Genomic DNA, 21654 nt, shown 5'->3' with positions numbered 1-21654 from the left:
TGTCGAGAAGCTTCAGGTTTCACCGTTGTAATTGAAATATGTAGTTCCGTGATAGCTCAGTCGGTAGAGCAAATGACTGTTAATCATTGGGTCCCAGGTTCGAGTCCTGGTCACGGAGCCAATTTCAAACCGGGGTATAGCGCAGTCCGGTAGCGCGCCTGCTTTGGGAGCAGGATGTCAGGAGTTCGAATCCCCTTACCCCGACCATTTTTGGGTCGTTAGCTCAGTTGGTAGAGCAGTTGGCTTTTAACCAATTGGTCGTAGGTTCGAATCCCACACGACCCACCATTTTTGAAACCAGTTAGCGCTGGGATCGAATCTTAAGATCAGAGGCCAAAAGCGCTGATCGAAGAAGGCGATCTTTGAAAGGTCGCCTTTTTTTTACCGGGGTATAGCGCAGTCCGGTAGCGCGCCTGCTTTGGGAGCAGGATGTCAGGAGTTCGAATCCCCTTACCCCGACCATATTGAAAATCCTCGTATCGAAAGATACGGGGATTTTTTTTGGCTGCTGAAAAGGCAAATCCCTTCAAGTCGTCATACAACCGGCCGATAGCCCGCTAACACGAGGGGACTGCCATGGCTTCGCCCCTCGCATCTGGCCAATACAAGAATAAGGGCGTTCGTCATGTTGCTTCGTCAGTTGAATATTGCTCCGCGGGCTGCCTTGGGCTTTGCCCTGATCGCGGTATTGGTGGCCTTGCTGGGCGTATTCGCCCTCGGGCAGATGTCGAGCATTCGCGACAGTGAAGTCGCCGTGGAGACTCAGTGGCTGCCCAGCATTCGCGGCGGCGATGAGATCCGCGAGCTGATGCTGCGTATCCGTACCATCTCCTTGCGCATGGCGCTGGACGAAGATCCGAAGAACATCCCGACTTACCGCGGCCAGATGGACACCCGCGATAAAGAGCTCAGCGAGAAAATCACCGCCTACGACAATCTGGTCACCACGCCAGAGGGCCAGCAGCTCTATGACCAGTTCAAGCAGACCTTTGCCGCGTACCGCACCGGGATTGCCCAATCGTTCACCCTGGCCGAGCAGGGCAAGCGTGACGAATTGACCAAACTGCTGCTCGTCGACATGAAAACCGTAGTAGACGGCTCCGGTAAACAACTCAATGATCTGGCGGATCTGTTCGCCAAACAGGTCGCGCTGGAAAGCCAGAAGTCAGCCGCCCATTACGCCACGTCGCGCACCATCGTCAGCGTGTTCATCGCACTGGCGGCGCTTGCGACCGTGGCGCTTGCCATGCTGCTGACACGCAGCATCGTGCGACCGCTGAGCAGTGCAGTCAGCGCCGCTGAAAGCGTGGCTCAGGGCGATCTGACCCGTCCTATCGAGACTCAGGGCAATGACGAAGTCAGCCGTTTGCTCAAGGCACTGGCGACCATGCAGCAGAACCTGCGCGAGACCTTGCAGGGCATCAGCGGCTCGGCCACGCAACTGGCCTCCGCTGCCGACGAACTCAACGCAGTGACGCTCGACAGCTCCCAGGGCCTGCAACAGCAGAACAATGAAATCGAACAGGCGGCCACCGCGGTCAACGAAATGACCACTGCAGTGGAGGAGGTCGCGCGCAACGCCGTTTCGACCAGTGACGCCACTCGCCAATCCAGCGATTCGGCGCAACTGGGGCAGGAGCGGGTCAGCGAGACTGCCAGCGCCATCAGTGCCCTGGCCGCTGATGTGCAGCACACCGGCGAGTTGGTGCAATCGTTGGCCAATCAGTCCCAGGACATCGGCAAGGTGCTCGACGTGATTCGCGCGATTGCCGAGCAGACCAACCTGTTGGCGCTTAACGCGGCGATTGAAGCGGCGCGGGCGGGCGAAAGCGGGCGCGGTTTTGCCGTGGTCGCCGATGAGGTGCGCGCGCTGGCCCATCGCACCCAGCAATCGACCCAGGAAATCGAGCAGATGGTGCAGGGCATGCGCAACGGCTCGAGTCTGGCGCTGGAGTCGATGCAGGCCAGTGCGGCGCGTGCAAATACCACGCTGAGCATGGCGGCGCGCGCCGGTGAAGCGTTGCAGACGATCACCGCGTCAGTGCACGAGATTCACGAGCGTAATCTGGTCATCGCCAGCGCTGCCGAGGAACAGGCGCAGGTGGCGCGGGAAGTGGATCGCAATCTGGTCAACATTCGTGATTTGTCGGTACGCTCCGCGGCAGGTGCCGACCAGACCAGCGCCTCCAGCCACGAATTGTCGAAACTGGCCAACGCCCTGCAAGGCATGGTGCGGCGCTTTCAGTTGTAAGTGCCAGATATGAAAAAGCCGCGCTTTTCTTTAAAAAGCGCGGCTTGATTGCCTGCTGAATCAGGCGCCGTCTTGATCCTTCAGATGCTCGAACAGGCTTTTGGGCATCTTCTTGCCATTGGCTTCGAAGTTGGCCTTCACGTTGTTGTAGGCCTCTTGCTCGTCGATGAAGCCGTCGTGGTTGGTGTCGATCTTGTCGAAGTCGGACTTCGGCGCGACCTTGATGAACTCCGCACGGGACACCTTGCCGTCACCGTCGCTGTCGGTCTTGGCCATCGAAGCATCACCGCATTTACCTTCACCGCATTTGCCTTCCGGCGCCTTCACCGAGGTTTCCGCCGAGGCGACCATGTAGCCCTGCGCCAATGGCTGGGCGGCAAATACCGAACCGGACAACATCAGCCCACCGGCGAGCGCGGCGCCGAACAGGCCAATGGATTTTTTACCGAGGGTCGAAGTACGCGACATTGACATTCTCCTGGCTGCACAGCGCAGCCACACGTTAAGGACGAAGCCCTGAGCAGGTGCGCTCGGGTGTGGCCATTAAGCGGCGGCGGTGTATCGCGACTGTGTCGTGGCGCGCGGGGTTTGTAAGAGAAAGTGAGATATGCCTAGGGGGATACATTACGAGACAGAAATGCAGGGCAAATGTAGGAGTGAGCCTGCTCGCGATAGCGGTGCGTCAGTCAAATCGACTTGGCTGATTCACCGCTATCGCGAGCAGGCTCACTCCTACAATGGTCGGCGTGTAGCCCCGACTCCGAGCCAGGCACAAAAAAGTGTGGGAGCCAGCAGGCTGGCTCCCAAAGCAGAGGTGTACTGGGTCAGGATTTGCCTTCCCAGGCCTTGATCAATGCAGCTTCAGACGCGGCTCGGTACCGCGGCCGATCTTGCTGCCGAGCATCAGCATCGCCGTGCGAAACGGCCCGTACAGCGCCATCTGGTGCATGCGGTACAGCGACACGTAAAACATCCGCGCCAGCCAGCCTTCGAGCATCACGCTGCCCGTCAGGTTGCCCATCAGGTTACCCACAGCCGAAAAACGCGACAGCGAGATCAGTGAGCCGTAGTCGGTGTATTTGTACTCCGGCAGGGTCTTGCCTTCGATGCGCAGCTTCAGCGACTTGGCCAGCAGCGAGGCCTGTTGGTGTGCCGCTTGGGCCCGTGGCGGCACGTTGCGATCGCTGCCCGGTTGCGGGCAGGCGGCACAATCGCCGAAAGCGAAGATGTTTTCGTCGCGGGTGGTTTGCAGGGTCGGCAATACTTGCAGCTGATTGATGCGGTTGGTTTCCAGACCATCGATGTCCTTGAGGAAACCCGGTGCGCGAATACCGGCCGCCCAGACTTTCAGGCTGGCCTTGATCTGGTTGCCGTCGGCAGTGATCAGGCTGTCGGCAGTCACTTCGCTGACCGAAGCATTGGTCAGCACATTGACCCCGAGCTTTTCCAGGGTTTTGTGCACCGGGCCGCTGATGCGTTCCGGTAGCGCGGGCAGCACCCGTGGGCCGGCCTCGATCAAGGTGATGTGCATGTTTTCCGGTTTGATCCGGTCCAGTCCGTAAGCCGCCAGTTCATGCGCAGCATTGTGCAGCTCGGCCGCCAGTTCGACGCCGGTAGCGCCGGCACCGACGATGGCCACGCTGATCTGCTCGACCACATCGGTCTGCCCGGCGTGGGCGCGCAGATAGTGGTTGAGCAGTTGTTGGTGAAAGCGCTCGGCCTGCTTGCGGGTGTCGAGGAACAGGCAGTGCTGCGCCGCGCCCTGAGTGCCGAAATCGTTAGTGGTGCTGCCGACGCTGATCACCAGTGAGTCGTACGCAACTTCACGCGCCGGAACCAGCTCGATGCCGTTTTCGTCGTAGGTGGCCGCCAGCTGGATTTTCTTCTGCGCGCGATCAAGGCCGCTCATGCGCCCGAGCTGGAACTCGAAGTGGTTCCATTTCGCCTGAGCGACATAGTTGAGTTCATCTTCGGAAGAGTTCAGCGACCCGGCGGCCACTTCGTGCAGCAGTGGTTTCCAGATGTGGGTGAGGTTGGCGTCGACCAGCATCACGCTGGCGGTACCGCGCTTGCCCAGAGTCTTACCCAGACGGGTAGCCAACTCCAGACCGCCGGCGCCGCCGCCGACAATGACAATACGATGGGACATAGGGATAACTCGCAAGGTTTTTAAAGGAATTCTTTGTCATCGTTACCTCTGCGAGCGCCAAGCAGCTCAAAGCGTCAGGTAACTGATAAGTCGGCTCAACAGGCCGAGACCAATGGTCACTGCCAGCACCAGCACCAGGAGCATCCACGGCCGGAAAGGCCGGCGCTCGACTCGGTGTTGGGACAGTTGCAGGTACTCTTCGACATGCTTTTGGTCTTCGGGTTTCAGGCGGCTGGTCATATTGGCCTCGTCAGGTAGACGTTGCTGAATGGGCACACGCTACAGCAGTTTTTATCCGGGATTGAACGCAGCATAGCCGCTGTCCGGCACCGGTTCGACGCTGACCCGGTCGTCGAGGCGAATGATCCCGCTTTGTAGCACCCGTGCGGTAATTCCGCCATGTCCGCGCACCGCTTGAAAGGTGCCCGGGCCGAGGTTGTTCTGCAGACGTGCACAGGGCTGACACCAGCCGGTGGTTTCGAATATTGCCTGACCGATGCGAAAACGCCGACCCTTCAGACTAAACAGATTGATACCGCTGATGACCAGATTGCGCCGCAGGTCTTCAGGCTTGATCGGATCATCGTCAGAGCGGCCCATCAAAGCGTTGATCACCGCCAGATGTTCCCACTGAATCAGTGTCACCTGGCGCGCGTTACGCACACCGGGGCGGGCGTGGTCGCCTGTCAAGCCAGCCTCCAGACGTGCCTCCACGGCATCGAGCTCAAGCATCGGCCCGCGTGATTCGGGACGCACGCCGATCCAGCGAACTCGTCCGGTTTGCGGCACATCGGCAATCAATTGTTGGAGTGGCGTCACAGGCTGATCCCGACATCAAACACAATGCTGCGCCCCAGGTTGCTGCGCAGAAAATCCGGTGCATCCGGGTGTGCGAACAACACGCGGGCGAACGTCGGGCCGACCAGCGACAGCGAGCGCCAGCCCTGACGCAAATATTCGGTCGGCGGTGGAAAGTGACTGTTCAGGTCCAGCACTTCGCGTTTGAGGCTGGCGAAAGCAATGATGTCCAGTTCGCCCAGATCCATGCCGCGTTCCTTGTAGTTGTGGGCCTTCTTGCGCAGGGTCGGGGCCAGCCGCAGGAGAAATTCGTTGGCCGGAATCCGCTTGGGCTTGGCTTCACGGCGCACCAGTTGGCTGAGGGAAAATGCACTGCGGCGCCGCTGCAGTTCATCGCGCCATTCATCGTTGAGCCGACGACCTTCATCGAGCACAAAAAATACTTCGAAGTTGGCATCCCGAAACAGCACATCCGGCGGCTCACCGGCCGGCGCGAATTCGTCGGCGCGGTAGGGGATGTTGAGACCTTGCAGCAGGCGTTGGCAAACCCAACGCTCACGCTCCCATTTGCGGGCATTGGACAGAAAGGCGTTGGCTTGCTCGGCCGCGATGGTGAGCAGGCGTAAGTAATCTGAGTCATCCATAAGCCCAAGCTTAGCGCTCAAATGCGACAAGCAGATAGCTTTGCATCGGCTGGTGCGCATCCGGTGGCGGTGTAGACTGCGACGAGGCGGTATGTCCATGGAGAAGGTGAGGGAATCATGATCGGTGCCGAACTGCTGTCCTCGGCGAGTCTGACGCTCGGCTGGCTGATCTATCTGCCAGTGTTGCTGTGGGCGATCATGCGCGCGCCGTGGGTCGAGCTGTTCAGTGATAACCGGCGTCAGCATTTGCTGTGCGCAACGGTGTTCGCCTTGTTTCTTCTATGGCTGATGCGCCGGGACTTCGATACCGGCGTGTCCTATCACTTTCTCGGCATGACTGCGGTGACCCTGTTGCTGGACTGGCCGCTGGCGATCATTGGCGGGCTGGTGGCGCAGATCGGCTTGATGCTGCTCGGGCGGCAGGACCTTGCGGCATTGGGGGTCAACGGTGCCTTGTTCATTTTGCTGCCGGTGCTGGTCACCGAGTGCGTGGCCATCCTTGTCGAGCGTGCGCAGCCGCGCAATCCGTTCGTGTACATCTTCTGTTCCGGTTTTTTTGCTGCGGCATTGTCGGCGCTGCTGTGTCTGATCTTCGGCCTGACGCTGCTGTGGTTCGACGGTCTGTTCGCCATGCCAGAGTGGCTGGAAGATTTCATTGGTTACGTGTGGCTGATCATTTTCCCCGAGGCCTTCATCAACGGGATGATCGTCAGTGCGCTGGTGGTGTTCAGTCCGGAATGGCTGGAAACCTTCAACCGTACGCGCTACCTCTCGGCGCCGTGGAATGACGACGATCGCAAGCCTTGATCCACATCAAATCCGCCATCGGCGGAAAATTTCATGCTCACGCAAATCCCTTCAGGAGCAGCGGCATGAGTGTGTACGAATGGGCGAGGCAGGAAACCCGGCAGAGTCTGGAGATGGCGCAGGAGGTCGGGTTTGATCCGGGGTTGAGCTTGCGCGCCTTGCTCAGTGCAGTGGTGCAGCAGAGCAAGGCGGTGCGCAACGCCGAAGACCTGGCCGACGAGTTGCGTTTTCTCGCGGAAAACCTCGACGACCAGCAGGACTACGGCTTCATGCGGCCCTGATCGGGCTCAGTGACGCGGATCGAAATCGCCGGAAAACAGCTCGTCTTCGGCATCCGGAGCGACCGGAATCTTGTGTTCTTCCGAGGCCCAGGCGCCAAGGTCGATCAGCTTGCAGCGGTCTGAACAGAACGGGCGAAACTTGTTGGCCGGGATAAATTCCACGGGGGCGCCACAGGTCGGGCATTCAACGGTTGGGGTCTGGCTCATGCTTGGCCTCCGGATAAAGTCAGGTAAAAGTGATGCAGACGCTCGATCTCGCTGTGCAGCCAGGCGAGGTCGCGGTCATTGACCACCACGTCGTCGGCACGGCTCACGCGGTCTTCGCGGCTCAATTGCGCCTTGAGGATCGCCTGAACCTGCTCGGCGCTGGTCTGGTCACGTTGCAAGGTGCGTTCGATCTGCAGTGATTGCGGGGCGTCGATCACCAGGATCCGCTGGGTCATGCTGTATTGCCCGGACTCGATCAACAGCGGCGAAACCAGAATCGCATAAGGCGATTTTGCCAGCGCCAGGTGATGAGCGATTTCCTCGGCGATCAACGGGTGCAGCAGCGCTTCCAGCCAGCGCCGTTGCTCCGGCACTTCGAAGATCAGCTTGCGCAGGGCTGCACGGTTCAGCGTGCCGTCGCTTTGCAACACCTCGGCGCCGAAATGATCGGCAATCTGCGCCAGCGCCGGGCGCCCGGGTTCGACCACCCAGCGCGCCGCATGGTCGGCATCGACGACATGCACGCCGAGGTCGATGAAGTGCTGCGCCGCCGCGCTTTTGCCGCTGCCGATGCCGCCGGTGAGGCCGAGAATCCAGGGTGTTTCCACAGGGGTATTCATTTCAAACCGACAAACTGCCAATAGAAGTCGGTTATTTGACCACCCCAGAGCAAGGCAATCCAGCCGGCAATGGCCAGATAGGGACCGAAAGGAATCGGCGTCGAGGTTTTCTGCTCGCGCAGGCGCAACAGAATCACGCCGATCATGGCGCCGACCAGCGATGCCAGCAGAATTGTCAGCGGTAGAATCTGCCAGCCGCCCCACGCGCCCAACAGCGCCAAGAGCTTGAAATCCCCGTGGCCGATGCCGTCCTTGCCGGTCAAAAGCTTGAACAGCCAGAACACCGACCACAGCGCCAGATAACCGGCCACCGCCCCCCACAATGCATCGTGCAACGGCACGAACAGCCCGAAGCTGTTGACGATCAGCCCCAGCCACAACAACGGCAGCACTAGCGCATCGGGCAGCAGTTGATGTTCGGTGTCGATCAGACTCATCGCCAGCAAGCCCCAGGTGAGGAACATCAGCAGCCCCGCCTGCCAACCGAAACCGAAATGCCAGGCGATGAAGGCCGACAGCACACCGCAGGTCAATTCGGTCAGCGGGTAACGCTTGCTGATCGGTGCAGCGCATGCCGAGCAACGACCACGCAGGCACAGATAACTCAGCACGGGGATGTTTTCCCAAGCGCGAATCCGGTGTGCGCAGTGCGGGCATTGCGAGTGCGGCAGCATCAGGTTGTAAGTGGGTTGTGGCGTCTCGATCGGCAGGCCGAGCACGTCGTGTGCCTGCTGGCGCCAGTCGCGTTCGAGCATTTTCGGCAGGCGCCAGACCAGCACATTGAGAAAGCTGCCAACCACCAGCCCGAGCAGCAGCGCGGCGCCGACAAAGGCCAGCGGATAGAGGCCGAACAATTCGTCGAGGGGCATATCAGACTGCTGAGCCGAGCTGGAAGATCGGCAGGTACATGGCCACCACCAGACCGCCGACGACGACCCCGAGCACGACCATGATGAACGGCTCCATCAGGCTGGTGAGGTTGTCGACCATGTTATCCACTTCCTCTTCGTAAAAGCCGGCGACCTTGTCGAGCATATCGTCCAGCGCCCCGGACTCTTCACCAATCGCGGTCATCTGCACGGCCATGGTCGGGAAGACCCCGGTGCTGCGCATGGAAAAATTCAGCTGCATACCGGTGGAGACGTCCTGGCGGATCCGCAGGATGGCACGTTTGAACACGACATTGCCCGCAGCGCCCGCTACCGAGTCGAGGGCTTCCACCAGCGGCACGCCGGCAGCGAAGGTGGTCGACAAGGTGCGGGCAAATCGCGCCACGGCAGACTTGTACATCAGCGTGCCGACCAATGGCAATTTCAGCAGCCAGGCGTCGCGGCGATCGCGCAACGCTTGAGACTTTTTCAGTGCATGGCGGGTGCCGAAAAATGCCGCGATCAGTGCGCCGAGAATCGCCCACCACCATTGCTGCATGAATTCAGACAGGCTGATCACCATCAAGGTAAACCCTGGCAACTCGGCGCCAAACCCGGAAAACACTGACTGAAACTGCGGCACCACTTTTACCAGCAGAATGCCGGTCACCACGGCCGCCACCAGGAGGACGGCGCTCGGGTACGTCATGGCTTTCTTGATCTTGGCCTTGAGTGCTTCGCTTTTTTCTTTATAGGTGGCGACCCGTTCGAGCAGGGTGTCGAGTGCCCCGGACTGTTCGCCGGCATCGACGAGGTTGCAATACAGCTCGTCGAAGTACTGCGGCTTCTTGCGTAGCGCTGCGGCAAAGCTGTTACCGGCGGCGACCTCTTGTTTGACCTCGTCGATGACTTTGCGCATCGCCGGGTTTTCGAAGCCTTCGCCGATGATGTCGAACGACTGCAACAGCGGCACGCCGGCCTTCATCATCGTTGCCATTTGCCGAGTGAACAGGGCGATGTCCTGGGCCTTGATGCGTTTGCCGAAACTCAGCAACGATGCTGATTTCTTGCGCACCTTGCCCGGAGTGATCCCCTGCTTGCGCAACTGTGCCTTGATCAGCGCCGCATTCTGCCCGCTCAATTCCCCGGTGACTTTGCTGCCTTTGCGGTCCGTACCTTCCCAGGCGTACGTGCTGGTTTTTGCTGCCTTGACCGCCATGTTCAATCCTTGGTGACCCGGTTGATTTCTTCCAGGCTGGTAGTGCCTTGCATGGCCTTGTGCAGACCTGCAGTGCGCAGATCGTCGAAGCCGTCGCGGCGCATCTGCATATCGATTTCCAGCGAGTTGCCTTCGGCCATGATCAGGCGTTGCAGCTCAGGCGTGTTCTTCACCACTTCATAAATCCCCACGCGTCCCTTGTAACCGCTGTTGCAATGATCGCAACCGACCGGCTCGTAGATCGTGAAACTGCCGATGCGTTCCTCGGGGAAGCCTTCCTTGATCAGGGTTTCACGTGGCACTTCAATCGGTTTCTTGCAGTGATTGCACAGCTTGCGTGCCAGGCGCTGAGCGATGATCAGACTGACCGAGGTAGCAATATTGAAACCGGGAATGCCCATGTTGTGCAGACGGGTGAGGGTTTCCGCGGCGCTGTTGGTGTGCAGGGTCGAGAGCACGAGGTGGCCGGTCTGCGCGGCTTTGATGGCGATCTCGGCAGTTTCCAGGTCACGGATCTCGCCGACCATGATCACGTCCGGGTCCTGACGCAGAAACGAACGCAGGGCTTGGGCGAAATCCAGCCCCTGGCGCGGATTGACATTGACCTGATTGATGCCTTCCATGTTGATCTCTACCGGGTCTTCGGCGGTGGAGATGTTGATGTCGACGGTGTTGAGGATATTCAGCCCGGTGTACAACGACACGGTTTTCCCCGAACCGGTGGGGCCGGTGACCAGAATCATGCCTTGCGGCTGTTTCAGCGCGGCCATGTACAACTCTTTCTGTTCCGGCTCATAACCGAGCGCATCGATACCCATCTGCGCGCTGGACGGGTCGAGAATCCGGATCACCACTTTTTCACCCCACAGCGTCGGCAGGGTATTGACCCGAAAGTCGATCGACTTGCTTTTCGACAGGCGCATCTTGATCCGCCCGTCCTGCGGTTTGCGCCGCTCTGAAATATCAAGGCTGGCCATGACCTTCAGGCGCGCGGCAATGCGCCCGGCCAGTTGAATCGGCGGTTTGGCCACTTCGCGCAGCATGCCGTCGGTGCGCACCCGCACCCGATAGTTCTTCTCATAAGGTTCGAAGTGCAGGTCGGAAGAGCCGCTTTTGATCGCATCGAGCAGCATCTTGTGGACAAAGCGCACCACCGGCGCATCGTCGGCGTCGAGCCCGCCGATGGCGTCCTGTTTGCTGTCGCTGACGGATTCGACGTCAAGGCCATCGAGGTCGACGTCGGCCATTTCTTCCAGGCCGGTGGCATGACTGTCGAAGAACTTGTCGATGGCATCGCTGAGCTTGTCATCCTCGACCAGAATCGCTTCGGTACTCAGGCCTGTACTGAACTGAATATCGCTGATTGCTTGCTGGTTGCTCGGGTCGGAGAGGCCGACGAACAGTTTGTTGCCGCGTCGCCACAATGGTAGAGCGCAGTGCTGGCGTATCAGTTTTTCGCTGACCAAGCCCTTGGGCTGGGTTTCCTTATCGAGGCAACTGAGGTCGAGCAGGGCCATGCCAAAGTGTTCCGAGGCAATCTCGGCGATCTGCCGGCTCTTTACCAGTTTGTTGTGCACCAGGTAGTTCACCAGCGACACGCGATTGCGCTGCGCCTGCTGCCAGGCTTGCTGGGCACTTTGTTCCGTCAGCAGTTCAGCCTGCACCAGTTGCTTGGCCAGACCGCTTAGAGCGATGTCATTCATGGGGATTCCGCGTGCTTACCGTTCATGACTTATAGCCTAGTCAAGTGACAGCGCCAAACACGGCCGGTGCAGGTGACAAAAAGTGTCAGATAGTGCGGTTGCAGGTTGTAGGAAACGGCGCAGTGCGCAGTTCGCGCCCGGCAGACAGGGCTCCGAGGCAGTGGCATGGCCTATGCTGGATCTCTTTCAGATCATGAGATTTCCCCTCATGCATGGAGCGTGTCTATGAAAAAACAACAAGGTTTTACCCTGATCGAGCTGCTGATCGTGGTGGCGATCATCGGGATTTTGGCGACCATCGCCTTGCCGCAATATTCGAAGTATCAGGCGCGGTCGAAGGTGACGGCGGGGTTGGCGGAAATCAGCGCACTGAAAATACCGTTTGAAGATACGATCAACCAAGGGACGAACCCGACACTGGCAATTGTGAAGGGCGATGCGGTGACCACCACTTCCAACTGTGCTTTGTCTGCTTCGGGGACCGCTGCAGATGGTGCGGGTACCATCGTTTGCACGATTGCCAACGCTCCGGCACCGGTGTTGGGGAAAACAATTACGCTGACTCGTACGGCTACGACTGGCTGGGCATGCACAACCAACGTTTCACCTGATTACTCACCTAAAGGCTGCACTGCCAGCGGTACATAGGTTGCTGCCGCAGGACCCGATGCCCCGCCTCTGCGGGGCATTTTTCATGGCGCTGCGCTTGAAAAAAGCTTCAATAATTTCAGCGGCTTATGAACTTTCCAAAAAACCGCAACTTGCATGCGAAATACGCCCGAGTCATGCAAATTGCATGAAAATGAAAAGTGGTCATTTCGTTAAAGCATTGTTTTATAAGGGTTTTATCGAATCAAAAAAGTTGGCACAGCGTTCGCAACTACCTTGGTAACCCTGCTGAAGACATATCCCAGCAGACTTTCCAGAAAAACAGGAGTTACTCGTATGAAGAAGTTCGCTATCACTGCCGCTGCTACCGCTCTGACCCTGACCATGGCTGGCGGCGCTTTCGCCCAGACCACTCAGGCTACCCAGTCGCCAATGGTTCTGGCTGCCGGTGAAGTTACCGAGATGAAGCAGGACACTTCCGATACCTGGATCACCACCAAGGTCAAAGCTGATCTGGTTACCGAAAAAGGCATTCCAGGCACCGACATCAAAGTAGAAACCAACAAAGGTGTGGTATCCCTGTCGTCGACCACCCCAGTGACAGAATCGCAAAAAGACGTAGCCGTATCGATCGCCAAAAAAATCAAAGGCGTTAAAGCGGTCTCCGCTGACGGCCTGAAAGCCGAGTAAGGCAAGGCTTCTCGCCTGGACCGGGAGAAGACGCGACAGACGGGCCGAGCCATACGTCTGCCGCACCTTTAGAGTTCATGCGAACGGTCACACGGAGGTGACCATTACAGGCCCCGGCACTTGTGTCGGGGCCTGTTCTATTTCAGGGGCGACCCAATCAAAGGTAGGAGTGAGCCTGCTCGCGATAGCGTTCTGTCAGTTGTTCAAGCGTTGACCGACAATCCGTTATCGCGAGCAGGCTCACTCCTACAGGGGGATGGTGTTGGATCAGGGGCCGCGCTTGCTGTTGATCTGCCGCAAGCGGTTGCCCTCGAAGCGCAGGTATTGATACATGCCGTTGCTGGGGCCGTAGGTCCATTCCTCGACCTGAAACTCCTCGCGGCGGTTGGCGCTGCGCTTGTAGCCGAGCACGTCACGGCTGACCGGCTCGCCGCACTTCTGCAGGACTTCGCTGGTGCGGTCGCCAAGACTGATCAACTGGCTGCCGCAACGCAGCGTATCGGACGCCGCGGCATGGCTGGCGGCGAATACCAGCGCGGCGGCGGCCAGCCATTTGCAATTCATCACTCTGCATCCAGGTGCATTTGCGTCACCACCCGGCCATCGCTTTCGGCCTCGCCGAGACTGGCGTCGATGAAATACACGCGGTCATCCTCAAGCTTGCCCTTGTCGACCAGGTAATCCTTGATGGTGCTGGCGCGGTCCTGTCCCAGCTGACGCAGCAACACATCGCTGCCGCTCCAGAACTTGATCACGCCTTCGCGCATTTTCTCGGTGCGTTCTTCCTTGCCCAGATCCTTCCATTCGGCCGGTGGCTGGGTTTTCAAACGGGTGCGGTAAATGCCCTCCAGCAGCGGGCCTTTTTCGCCGTCGGGTACTTGCAGGAGCGAGGCCTGCGCGGGGACTTTATCGCCTCGGCGCTGGAGCATCTTGTAGTAGTTGTATTGATATTCACGTTCCAGACGCTGCTCGGCGAGTAGCGGACCATCGCTGCTTTTCGCGGCGGTGCCTTCGATCTCCAGGCGCAAGGCCGGACGTTCCTTGAGCGCCTGGGACAGTTTCACCAGCGCGGCTTCAGCATCCTTGCTCAGATCGCTGGAGCCCGGCGCGAAGGACACGGTGCCCAGGTCTTCGGAGCCGCCGCCACTGACCAGCCCGCCGATCATCTTGAACGGCGCTGCGGCGGCTTTGACGATCAGGTTGCGCAGGGTCTGCCAGACAATCGGCATGACACTGAACTGCGGGTTGTTCAAGTCACCGGTCACCGGCAGTTCGATGGAGATCTTGCCGTCGACGTCCTTGAGCAGGGCAATCGCAAGTTTCAACGGCAAGCTCACGGCATCCGGGCTGTCGACCTTCTCACCGAGCTGCAATTGTTCGACCACCACTTTGTTCTCGGCTTTGAGTTGTCCCTTGGTAATCAGATAGTGCAGATCAAGATTGAGCCGGCCCTTGCGGATTCGATAGCCGGCGAACTTGCCGGAGTAGGGCGTCAGCGTGGTCAGCTCGACGCGTTTGAAACTAGTGGCGATGTCGAGGCTGGCCATCGGGTCGAACGGGTTGACTGCGCCTTTGATGGTGACCGGTGCATAACGGTCGACCTTGCCTTTGATATCGACGCTGGCAGGTTTCGCCTGCCGACTGTCGATGGTGCCGATCTGACCGTTGAGTTGCTGCACGGCGGTGGCGAAGTTCGGCGTCAGGCTGAAGTCGGCGAAGTTGGCCGAGCCATCGTTGATCGCGATGCCGCCGATGTGAATACCCAAGGGTTTTTCATTGCTTGCCGGTTTCGCGCCGGTGCTTTTTGCGCCGTTGTTGGCCGGTTGCGGAATCAGCAGATCGTCGATGTTGGTACTGCGGTCATCGTTGATCATGAACCGCGCATAGGGCTGGAACAGGTTGACCTTGTCGATCGACAAGCTGTCACCGTGCTGGTAATTCAGGCCTTCGACCACCACTTGCTGCCACTTGAGGAAGTCGCGGGTTTTCAGGGTGTCCAGGGTGTGCAACTGATCGATCTGCGCGCGCCCGGTCACGTTGAGAGCCAGCGGTTCGGTACTCTTGAGGTTGACCTTCAGATCGCTGCCGAGCATGCCGCTGCGCAGTTCCAGGCGAATGAACGGATTGATGTACGACTGGGCGACACGCAGGTCGATGTCCTGGGTCTTGACGTTGAGTTGCGCGTTGACCGGGGCGAGGTTGAGCGTGCCGTCGGCGAAAATTTTGCCTTGCTTACCTACGCCGCTGTCGAGCTTGAGCTTGAAGGGCGAACCATTGAGACTGTCGAAATCCTGCAGATCGACGTTCAGCGGGGTCAGGTCCAGCGTCACCGGCGGTTGCGCCGAGCGATCGGCGAGGTGCACGGTGTAGTTGCGCAACTGCACATCTTTAAGCAGCACTTGCCATGGTTTGCTCGGCGCGGCCGGTTCAGGCTTCGGAGAATCGGCCGCGGCCGGAGTACTGGCCGGTTCTGCTGCGGCTTTGGCCGCCGGTTTCGACGGTTGGCTGGCGAACAGTTTCTGCCAGTCCAGTTGCTTGTCGGCTTCGAGGGCGGCCCAGGTTTCCAGCTTCTGGCTGCGGATCTTGCCGACCACGACTTGCTGTTTGGCGAGGTCGACGCTGGTTTCGCTGACATCGAGACGTTCAAGCTTGGCCAGCGGGCGGCCGTCCGGAGCCTTGATGGCGAACGGCGCGATGCTCACCGCGACGTTGCTTAGCAGCAGTTCGGTTTGTTTCGACAGGTTGAGTTTGTAGTCGGTGCTGAGGCTGACCACGCCGTTTTCGAGAACCAGCGGCACCGCATCGCGCACATAGGGCCAGAAGGCTTTCATCTGGCCGTCGGTGACTTTCAGGGTGCCTTCGGACGTGAACGGAATCAGGCTGAAATTACCGCTCCAGTCGATTCGCCCGCCGGCAGGGCCGATGGCGACCAGGGTCATGTCGGCACTGTCTTCGGGCAGGGTGCTGAGGTTTTTCAGCTCGAAACTGAGGTCGTCGTAAAGAAATTCGATCGGCTCGCTCGGGCGCACATCCTGAAAGTGCACCACGCCGCTGGCCAGTTTGATGTTGTCGATACGCAGCGGGAACGGCTTGGCGTCGGGGTCGGCGGGCGTCGGTTCGCTGGCCGGCACATTGAACAGGCCGAGCAGGTTGAGCTTGCCGTCCTTGGCGAAGAGGATTTCGGTCTTTGGCTTGTCCAGTTCGATGCTCGCCAGATGCAGGGCTTTAGTCCACAGGCTGTCGATCTGCAGGTCGGCGTACAGACGTTCAAAGCCGACCTGCTCCTTGCCCGGCTCGCCGATGACCAGCCCCCACAGTGTGACTTCAAGGCTGAACGGGTTGAGCTCGATACGCTGGATATGCGCAGGTACGGTCGCGTAATTGGCGAGTTGCTGATTGGCTATCCGCAGCGCAATGCCCGGCAAAATCAGAAACCCCAGCAGGCTGTAGAGCGCCAGAGCGGTTAGCAAGGCGCCAATCGCGCGAATCAATCCTTTGGGCATGTGCGGCTTCATCTGTCTGAATCGGAGTGCCTTGGAGTATGGCACGCGAATCTGGTTCCGAAGCGCTTGATGTGGGGCAGGATTGTTCAGATTCTTCTGTAGGAAAAAATCCCTACTGTAAGAGTGAGCCTGCTCGCGATAGCGGTGTGTCAGTCAGTAATACTGGTATTGACAGACCGCTATCGCGAGCAGGCTCACTCCTACAGGGAGGGGGGCGTGTCTAGAGGAAGGCGTCAGAGCTGCAGAATCAGCGTCTTCAACGGCGGTTGCTGATCCATCGAGGGGAAATCGGCGCCAGGGGTCATCACGCTCCATTCGCGCACCGGCCTCCCGGACTTCTCGGCGCAGCGCAAGACCTGTTCGCGCCAATCGTCCATGCTGACCTTCGCCAGATTGTTGCAGCAGATCAGCACGCCATTGTCGGCGGTGGTCAGCAGTGCAGGCTTGAGCAGGCTTTGATAGTCGCGCAGCAGGTCGACGGTGCCGAATGCGCTTTTCGCCCAGGCCGGTGGGTCGAGCAGCACCAGATCGTATTGACGTTGTTCAAGGCGCTGATAGCTCGGCAGTTTCTGGCCGCGCCGCTGGCTGATCGGCAGGCCGGCGAGTTGGCGAATCGCCGGGAAATAATCGGACTGGATGAATTGCATTTCAGGCAACTGCGGGTTGAGCAGGCCGTTTTCGCGACCGACCGCCAGATTGCCTTCAGCGAAATCCAGGTTGCACACCTCATTCGCGCCGCCAGCTGCAGCGCTCAGCCCCACGCCGCAGGTGTAGGCGAACAGATTAAGCACGGATTTGCCTTTGGCGTGCTCCTTGACCCAGCCGCGGGTGTTGCGCAGATCGAGAAACAGCAGCGGATCCTGCCCGGCGTGGCGCCCGCGTACGCGGTAGTTGAGACCCCATTCGTGACCGACCAGATCCGTCAGCGCTGCCTCGTCAGCTTTATAGACGTGGTCTTCACGATCGATGCGTGAGTTGCCCCGTGAACGGTCGTTGTAGACCAGCAGGGATTCAAAGCCCAGCGTCTGGTTGACCATGGCGTGCAGTTGCAGCAGGTCGTCGCGCTCCAGCGTCTGGTGGAAACTCTGCACCAGCAGTTGCGGGCCGTAGCGATCGATGGTCAGGCCGCCGGCGCCTTCCTGGCTGCCGTGGAACAAGCGATAGCAATCGGTGCCCTGGCTGTGCAGCTCAGCGAGCAGGTCCTGGCGTTGATCGAGGGCGGCGCGCAGCGCCTGATTCAAGGAAGACATGCGGGCGCCTTGCTGAAAAAACGCGGAGTCTATCAGTTGGGAGCTTCAAGCGGCGAGCTGCAAGCTGCAAGCTGCAAGTCAATGCGGACCGCTTCAGCTTGCAGCTTGAAACTTGCAGCTCTCAACCGTTGAGCCGTTTATCGACCAACGTCTGCACCACGCCCGGGTCAGCCAGTGTAGAGGTGTCGCCCAGGCTGTCGAGCTCATTGCAGGCGATCTTGCGCAGGATCCGCCGCATGATTTTGCCCGAACGGGTTTTCGGCAGGGCTGGCGCCCACTGGATCAGGTCCGGTTTGGCGAAGCTGCCGATTTCCTTGCTGACGTGCGCCAGCAGATCCTTTTTCAATTCTTCGTTCGCTTCGGTGCTGTCCATGGGCGTGACGAAGGCGTAGATGCCCTGGCCTTTGACGTCGTGCGGGTAACCGACCACGGCTGCTTCGGCGATGCTGTCGTGCAGCACCAGTGCGCTTTCGATTTCAGCGGTGCCGATGCGATGCCCGGAAACGTTGATCACGTCGTCAATGCGCCCAGTGATCCAGTAATCGCCATCCTCATCGCGTCGCGCGCCGTCGCCGCTGAAGTAATAGCCGGGGTAGGGCTTGAAATAGGTGTCGACCATGCGTTGCGGGTCGCCATAAACGCTGCGGATCTGCGCTGGCCAACTGGACTTGATCGCCAGCACGCCGCTGCCGGCGCCGTGGATTTCCTTGCCATGTTCATCGAGCAATACCGGCTGCACGCCGAACATTGGCTGCGTGGCGCAACCCGGTTTGATGCGTTGGGCGCTGACCAGTGGGCTGAGCATGATGCCGCCGGTTTCGGTCTGCCACCAAGTGTCGACGATCGGGCAACGCTGTTCGCCGACCACGTTGAAATACCATTCCCACGCTTCCGGGTTGATCGGCTCGCCGACGCTGCCGAGTAATCTGAGGCTCTGCCGCGAAGTTTCCTTCAACGGTCCGGCACCTTCGCGCATCAATGCGCGTAGTGCGGTCGGCGCAGTATAGAAAATGTTGACCTGGTGTTTATCGATGACCTGCCAGAATCGCGAACTGCTCGGGTAACTCGGCACGCCTTCGAACATCAGTGTGGTCGCGCCGTTGGCCAGGGGGCCGTAGACAATGTAACTGTGGCCGGTGACCCAGCCGACATCGGCGGTGCACCAGAACACTTCGCCGTCACGGTAGTCGAGCACGTATTTGAAGGTCATCGCCGCTTGCAGCAGATAGCCGCCGGTGGTGTGCAGTACGCCTTTGGGTTTGCCGGTGCTGCCGGAGGTGTAGAGGATAAACAGCGGGTCTTCGGCGTCCATCGGTTCCGCTGGGCAGTTGTCGCTGACTTCGCGCACGGCCTGGTGATACCAGACGTCACGGCCCTCGGCCCAATCGACCTTGCCCTGGGTGCGCTCGACCACCACCACGGTGCTGACGTCGGGGCAATTTTGCAGGGCTTTGTCGACATTGTGTTTCAACGGCACGTACTTGCCGCCGCGCACGCCTTCATCAGCGGTGATCACCGTGCGGCAATCAGCATCGAGAATACGGTCACGCAAAGAGTCGGGGGAGAAACCGCCAAACACCACCGAATGGATGGCACCGATCCGTGCGCAAGCGAGCATGGCGTAAGCCGCTTCCGGGATCATTGGCATGTAGATGCACACCCGGTCGCCTTTTTTCACCCCACGGCTTTTCAGCACATTGGCCAGTCGGCAAACGTGATGGTGAAGTTTTTTGTAGGTGATCTGCGCTGATTCGGCAGGGTCGTCGCCTTCCCAGAGCAGCGCGGTCTGTTCACCGCGTTCTGCCAGGTGACGGTCGATGCAGTTGTAACTGACGTTCAGTTTGCCCCCGGCAAACCAGGCGGCTTCACCGGTTTGCAGATCGTAGTGCTGCACGGTCTGCCACGGCGTGCTCCAGTCGAGGAAGCGCGTGGCCTGTTCGGCCCAGAAGGTGTCGGGGTGTTCAATGGATTCGCGGTACAGACGCCGATAATCGTCCTGACTCAACTGAGCAGCCCGGCGCACGGCATCGGCTTTGGGGAACGTACTGATATCGAACATGACGGTTCCTTATTCTTGTGGTGCGACAAGGATAAAGATGCGCCGAGAGACGCAAGGGTTCAAGCCGGATCAGGAATCTGATGGCTGGACCTGATTTCGAAGGCACCGCAAAACAACTGTAGGAGTGAGCCTGCTCGCGATAGCGATGAATCATTCAACATCAATGCTGACTGATACACCGCTATCGCGAGCAGGCTCACTCCTACAAGGGATCTCTGTGCCCACAGGATCTGGGTTGAGCCAAACCTTGTGGGCCGATAGGTCAAATCAACCGCGGTGACGGCCGCGGAAATAGTTGATCAGGCCTTGAGTCGAGGCATCGTCAGCCACGCTTTCGTCACTGCCGACCAGACGGTTGTAAACGCCTTTGCCCAGTTCCTTGCCCAGCTCCACGCCCCACTGGTCGAAGGCGTTGATGCCCCAGACCACGCTTTGCACGAACACCTTGTGTTCATACATCGCCACCAGCGCGCCGAGGCGACGCGGGCTGATGCGTTCGACCACCAGCGTATTGCTCGGACGGTTGCCCGGAATCACCTTGTGCGGCGCGAGTTTGCGCACATCTTCTTCGCTCATGCCTTTGTCGCGCAGCTCGGCTTCGGCTTCCGGCTGGGTCTTGCCGAGCATCAGCGCCTGGCTCTGCGACAGGCAGTTGGCGTACAGCCACTGGTGGTGATCAGCAACCGGGTTGAAGCTGACGATCGGCACAATGAAGTCGGCCGGGATCAACTGGGTGCCCTGGTGCAGCAACTGATGGTAGGCGTGCTGACCGTTGCAGCCGACGCCACCCCAGATCACCGGACCGGTATCGGTCGACACCGAGGTGCCGTCCTGGCGCACGCTCTTGCCGTTGGATTCCATGTCCAGCTGTTGCAAGTGCTTGGTGATGTTGCGCAGGTAATGGTCGTACGGCAGGATCGCGTGACTTTGCGCGCCCCAGAAGTTGCCATACCACACGCCAAGCAGGGCCAGCAGCACCGGCATGTTCTGTTCGAACGGCGCGGTCTGGAAATGCTGGTCCATGGTGTAGGCACCGGACAGCAGTTCCTTGAAGTTGGACATGCCGATGGCCAGGGCGATTGGCAGACCGATCGCCGACCACAGCGAGTAACGGCCGCCGACCCAGTCCCACATCGGGAAGATGTTTTCTTCGCGGATGCCAAATGCCACCGCAGCAGCGTTGTTGCTCGAAACGGCGATGAAGTGACGATACAGCTCGGCTTCCGAGCCGCCCTGCGCCAGGTACCAGGCGCGTGCGGCCTGGGCGTTCTTCAGGGTTTCGAGGGTGTTGAAGGATTTCGACGACACGATGAACAGCGTGGTCTCGGCGCGCAGTTTTTGCGTCAGCTCGTGGAACTCACTGCCATCGATGTTCGCCAGATAGTGGCAGCGCACGCCTTTCTGCGCGTACGACAGCAGCGCTTCAGAAACCAGCTCCGGGCCGAGGAACGAGCCACCGATGCCGATGTTGACCACGTCGGTGATCGGCTTCTCGGTGTAACCGCGCCACAGACCGTCATGGATGCGGCCGACCAGATCGGTGATCTGGTTGAGCACTTTATGGACGTCCGGCATCACGTTGACGCCATTGACCGACAGCTTGTCGCCAACCGGACGGCGCAGAGCGGTATGCAGCGCCGGGCGGCCTTCGGAGGCGTTGACGATTTCGCCGTCGAACAGCGCTTTGATCGCGCCCTGGAGGTCGACTTCATTGGCCAGACCCACCAGCAGATTGCGGGTCTCGGCGTTGATCAAATTCTTTGAATAATCGAGAAACAGTCCGCAGCTGCTGAGGGTGAACTGATTGAAGCGCTGCGGATCGGCGTTGAAGGCTTCGCGCATGCTGAAATCCTGCATGGCTTGGCGGTGATCTTTCAACGCTTGCCAGGCAGGCAGAGCGGTAACGTCATGAGGAGTGCGGTAGTACGCCATCGCTGCGGTTTTCCTTTTTACTTGAACGGCCTTTTGAACACTGAACAGACCCGGCACGCCGCT

The 21654-nt window shown here is 59.4% G+C and carries 20 protein-coding genes, 4 tRNA genes and 1 pseudogene; 10 read left to right on the top strand and 15 right to left on the bottom strand.

Annotation, left to right across the window (positions count from 1 at the left end; all coding sequences use genetic code 11):
• Positions 1-45 precede the first annotated feature (45 nt).
• The 6 genes and pseudogenes from ACYYKW_RS00280 to ACYYKW_RS00255 all read left to right on the top strand — a co-directional run bounded on the left by ACYYKW_RS00280 (position 46) and on the right by ACYYKW_RS00255 (position 2251).
• A tRNA-Asn gene (locus ACYYKW_RS00280) sits at positions 46-121 on the top strand.
• 9 nt (positions 122-130) lie between these two features.
• A tRNA-Pro gene (locus ACYYKW_RS00275) sits at positions 131-207 on the top strand.
• Positions 208-212: 5 nt separating this feature from the next.
• Positions 213-288 (top strand) — tRNA-Lys (locus ACYYKW_RS00270).
• 97 nt (positions 289-385) lie between these two features.
• A tRNA-Pro gene (locus ACYYKW_RS00265) sits at positions 386-462 on the top strand.
• Positions 463-625: 163 nt separating this feature from the next.
• Positions 626-1396: pseudogene (locus ACYYKW_RS00260) on the top strand (MCP four helix bundle domain-containing protein); the annotation flags it as partial.
• Complete coding sequence (locus ACYYKW_RS00255) at positions 1388-2251, top strand: methyl-accepting chemotaxis protein (protein WP_464989243.1); 864 nt, start codon at positions 1388-1390, stop codon at positions 2249-2251. The pseudogene ACYYKW_RS00260 and the gene ACYYKW_RS00255, both read left to right, overlap by 9 nt.
• A gap of 60 nt (positions 2252-2311) precedes the next feature.
• Here the strand turns inward: ACYYKW_RS00255 and ACYYKW_RS00250 are convergent, their stop codons facing one another.
• From ACYYKW_RS00250 to ACYYKW_RS00230, 5 genes are all read right to left on the bottom strand, one after another.
• On the bottom strand, positions 2312-2719 hold the full coding sequence (locus tag ACYYKW_RS00250; protein ID WP_464989164.1) for an HvfA family oxazolone/thioamide-modified RiPP metallophore: 408 nt from the start codon (positions 2717-2719) through the stop codon (positions 2312-2314).
• A 382-nt stretch (positions 2720-3101) separates the two neighbouring features.
• Positions 3102-4400 carry an NAD(P)/FAD-dependent oxidoreductase gene (locus ACYYKW_RS00245; RefSeq protein WP_208939723.1) on the bottom strand — a complete coding sequence of 433 codons (1299 nt, stop codon included), beginning with the start codon at positions 4398-4400 and terminating at the stop codon, positions 3102-3104.
• Positions 4401-4466: 66 nt separating this feature from the next.
• The gene (locus tag ACYYKW_RS00240; protein WP_127651957.1) at positions 4467-4640 is read right to left on the bottom strand and encodes a DUF3094 family protein; all 174 of its coding nucleotides are present in this window, start codon (positions 4638-4640) and stop codon (positions 4467-4469) included.
• Positions 4641-4691: 51 nt separating this feature from the next.
• Positions 4692-5219, bottom strand: coding sequence for an MOSC domain-containing protein (locus ACYYKW_RS00235; RefSeq protein ID WP_464989163.1), 528 nt, complete (start codon positions 5217-5219; stop codon positions 4692-4694).
• Positions 5216-5842, bottom strand: coding sequence for a DUF1780 domain-containing protein (locus ACYYKW_RS00230; RefSeq protein ID WP_007909887.1), 627 nt, complete (start codon positions 5840-5842; stop codon positions 5216-5218). The genes ACYYKW_RS00235 and ACYYKW_RS00230 overlap by 4 nt, the downstream gene beginning before the upstream one ends.
• 117 nt (positions 5843-5959) lie before the next feature.
• Here ACYYKW_RS00230 and ACYYKW_RS00225 point away from each other — a divergent pair, with 117 nt between their 5' ends.
• Positions 5960-6649 (top strand): energy-coupling factor ABC transporter permease, encoded by a 690-nt coding sequence (locus tag ACYYKW_RS00225; RefSeq protein WP_464989162.1) that lies wholly within the window; start codon positions 5960-5962, stop codon positions 6647-6649.
• A 65-nt stretch (positions 6650-6714) separates the two neighbouring features.
• Positions 6715-6930: a hypothetical protein gene (locus ACYYKW_RS00220; RefSeq protein ID WP_093098230.1), complete on the top strand. Its 216-nt coding sequence runs from the start codon at positions 6715-6717 to the stop codon at positions 6928-6930.
• A 6-nt stretch (positions 6931-6936) separates the two neighbouring features.
• Here the strand turns inward: ACYYKW_RS00220 and yacG are convergent, their stop codons facing one another.
• Genes yacG through pilB form a run of 5 tightly spaced genes read right to left on the bottom strand, consistent with a single transcriptional unit; the run spans position 6937 to position 11548 of the window.
• Complete coding sequence (gene yacG / locus ACYYKW_RS00215) at positions 6937-7137, bottom strand: DNA gyrase inhibitor YacG (RefSeq protein ID WP_093098232.1); 201 nt, start codon at positions 7135-7137, stop codon at positions 6937-6939.
• Positions 7134-7757, bottom strand: coding sequence for a dephospho-CoA kinase (coaE, locus tag ACYYKW_RS00210; RefSeq protein ID WP_093098234.1), 624 nt, complete (start codon positions 7755-7757; stop codon positions 7134-7136). The genes yacG and coaE overlap by 4 nt, the downstream gene beginning before the upstream one ends.
• Positions 7754-8626 (bottom strand): prepilin peptidase, encoded by an 873-nt coding sequence (locus ACYYKW_RS00205; protein WP_464989161.1) that lies wholly within the window; start codon positions 8624-8626, stop codon positions 7754-7756. Before ACYYKW_RS00205 ends, coaE begins: the two co-directional genes overlap by 4 nt.
• 1 nt (position 8627) lies before the next feature.
• On the bottom strand, positions 8628-9845 hold the full coding sequence (locus tag ACYYKW_RS00200; protein WP_093098238.1) for a type II secretion system F family protein: 1218 nt from the start codon (positions 9843-9845) through the stop codon (positions 8628-8630).
• Between the two features lie 2 nt (positions 9846-9847).
• Positions 9848-11548 (bottom strand): type IV-A pilus assembly ATPase PilB, encoded by a 1701-nt coding sequence (pilB, locus tag ACYYKW_RS00195; protein ID WP_464989160.1) that lies wholly within the window; start codon positions 11546-11548, stop codon positions 9848-9850.
• 225 nt (positions 11549-11773) lie between these two features.
• Between pilB and ACYYKW_RS00190 the strand changes: the two genes are divergently transcribed.
• On the top strand, positions 11774-12196 hold the full coding sequence (locus ACYYKW_RS00190; protein WP_090286368.1) for a pilin: 423 nt from the start codon (positions 11774-11776) through the stop codon (positions 12194-12196).
• Between the two features lie 297 nt (positions 12197-12493).
• Positions 12494-12847: a BON domain-containing protein gene (locus ACYYKW_RS00185; protein ID WP_203419527.1), complete on the top strand. Its 354-nt coding sequence runs from the start codon at positions 12494-12496 to the stop codon at positions 12845-12847.
• Between the two features lie 267 nt (positions 12848-13114).
• On the opposite strand, the gene ACYYKW_RS00180 is transcribed toward ACYYKW_RS00185, so the two are convergent.
• From ACYYKW_RS00180 to pgi, 5 genes are all read right to left on the bottom strand, one after another.
• Complete coding sequence (locus ACYYKW_RS00180) at positions 13115-13411, bottom strand: DUF2845 domain-containing protein (RefSeq protein WP_093098244.1); 297 nt, start codon at positions 13409-13411, stop codon at positions 13115-13117.
• Complete coding sequence (locus ACYYKW_RS00175) at positions 13411-16362, bottom strand: DUF748 domain-containing protein (protein ID WP_464989159.1); 2952 nt, start codon at positions 16360-16362, stop codon at positions 13411-13413. Before ACYYKW_RS00175 ends, ACYYKW_RS00180 begins: the two co-directional genes overlap by 1 nt.
• A 221-nt stretch (positions 16363-16583) precedes the next feature.
• The gene (locus tag ACYYKW_RS00170) at positions 16584-17600 is read right to left on the bottom strand and encodes a class I SAM-dependent rRNA methyltransferase (RefSeq protein ID WP_093098248.1); all 1017 of its coding nucleotides are present in this window, start codon (positions 17598-17600) and stop codon (positions 16584-16586) included.
• Between the two features lie 121 nt (positions 17601-17721).
• Positions 17722-19659, bottom strand: a complete 1938-nt coding sequence (gene acs / locus ACYYKW_RS00165) for an acetate--CoA ligase (protein ID WP_464989158.1) — start codon at positions 19657-19659, stop codon at positions 17722-17724.
• Between the two features lie 267 nt (positions 19660-19926).
• Positions 19927-21591, bottom strand: a complete 1665-nt coding sequence (gene pgi, locus ACYYKW_RS00160; protein ID WP_093098252.1) for a glucose-6-phosphate isomerase — start codon at positions 21589-21591, stop codon at positions 19927-19929.
• Between the last annotated feature and the right edge of the window lie 63 nt (positions 21592-21654).

Source organism: Pseudomonas sp. 15C (assembly GCF_055484735.1).
The sequence above is the reverse complement of the archived record's forward strand: the minus strand, read 5'-3'. Positions and strand labels throughout refer to the sequence as shown.